The sequence below is a fragment of the Asaia sp. SF2.1 genome, assembly GCF_000505765.1.
GTDB classification, from domain to species: Bacteria; Pseudomonadota; Alphaproteobacteria; order Acetobacterales; family Acetobacteraceae; genus Asaia; species Asaia bogorensis.
Genome location: NZ_AYXS01000034.1, coordinates 147,687 through 149,291 on the forward strand (window position 1 = coordinate 147,687; position 1,605 = coordinate 149,291).

A 1,605-nucleotide genomic window follows, 5' to 3' on the forward strand; every position below is an offset into this window, starting at 1 on the left:
CAAGAAGAACGATCATGCGGCACCAGTCATGAGGTCAGCCTTCCGGCAAGAACCAGCAGGATGGCGCCCCCGCTCAGAACAAGCGCGAGCCGTGAGGAGGGAAGGGGGCGTAGCGCGCGCCAGCTCGCGACAAGAATTACCAGCACACCCAGCCGAACCGGAGCCGCCACAAACCACAACAGGGCCAGATGGCCCGTCGTTGCGTTATTTGCGGCGATGGCATCGGGCCAGATCAGGTCGGCGATGAGGAGATACCAGCACAGGGCCGTCAGATCGTGCCGGTAGCGCAATAGGCTACGATGACGGCCCTCTGTCCCCGCAATCAGTTCCTCATGCCATGCCTGTGAGAGAAAACGGCGATTGAGAACCAGCAATAAGGCGGTTGCGATGAAGACCAGCCCGCCAAGCAGGGCAGGTGAGGGCTGCAGCACTCTTTGCTGCAGCAGCCCGGTAATTGTGGCCGATCCGGGAAGGCCAACGGTGATCAGCGTGCCTGTTAGAGCGAGAAGAGGCACCAGGAAAAGCAGGTCCTGTCCGACTGCCCCCAAAGAACGTTTCAGGCGCAGCTCGGTCATGCGGGTTGGTGCCAGGGTTAGCGCCTGGGTCCAGACGGTCGCACAGGACAGGATCAGTAATACTCCGCAGACCAGAGGCTCCGAAAGAAAATGAAACGGGATCTGCGTTGTTGCGAGAGGGATACCCATACTGGCAAGCAGCACCGCGCAGAGACCAAACCAGGTCAACGCCGGTATGGCCCGGCTCTGACCCCACCCCATACGCAGCTGACGCCATCGCCAGCCGGGCAGGGGGCCATGTCGGCCTGCCATCAAGCCGCCAATCATCGTTTCCAGATCTGTCAGAAAGGGGGCAAGCAGCGCCAGCGTGAGAAGCTGTCCGAGCATCAGGCATAGCTGGAGAAGCAAGGAGGTCATCACGCTGACCAGCCCAACCATGACAGGGCCATCGCAACAAGTAGAAGCCAGAGCACCAGAGCCTGATGCGACAGGAACCTGCCGGCTCTTAGTGGCAGGGTGTCCTTAATGGCCGATGGCGCCGCAGAGGCGTTGCGCTGGTTGTGACGCCGTTGCAGACCGCTTTGCAACAGGGTGCCCTGTCGCCGCATCGAGGCGAGAAGCCGCCTGAGCCCCCAGGGGAGACGCAGCCGGATAGGCATGGCTGGCCAGGCAGGCAGCGATGTTGCAGAGGCGGGAAGATGGGTCATGACCGCAGGGGCAATGATGGCGGGCACAAGAAACACCAGAGCTGGATACCAGAAGGCGCCATCGCCCCCGGCGAACGACCAGACAGGCCAGGCGCGCCAGATATCATGCGGTGCGCCAGCGATGGTGAGAACCGCGTCATGGACCGGGCCAATCAGCAAGCCGGGGCATACTGACAGGCACAGGCCAAGCGTCAGGGAGGGTATCATTCTAGGCTCGACCGAGGAGTGGACGAGAGCTGCGCCGCTGGCGATATGCGCCGAATCTTTTGCGCCAGGGCGTTCCTGAACGGCCGATCCTGGCTGTGACAAGGCCCGCCATGATGCGAGCCATGCCCTGACCATCAATATTCCAAGCATGAGGCTGAGGCACATGCCGCTAGCGG

2 protein-coding genes are annotated in these 1,605 nt (G+C 62.0%); both read right to left on the reverse strand.

Annotated elements, in window-relative coordinates; translation table 11 throughout:
• Positions 1–26 precede the first annotated feature (26 nt).
• Complete coding sequence (locus P792_RS31870; RefSeq protein ID WP_023979405.1) at positions 27–932, reverse strand: hypothetical protein; 906 nt, start codon at positions 930–932, stop codon at positions 27–29.
• A partial coding sequence (locus P792_RS0119575) for a hypothetical protein (RefSeq protein WP_235075494.1) occupies positions 932–1,605 on the reverse strand: 674 nt, incomplete at its 5' end. The genes P792_RS0119575 and P792_RS31870, both read right to left, overlap by 1 nt.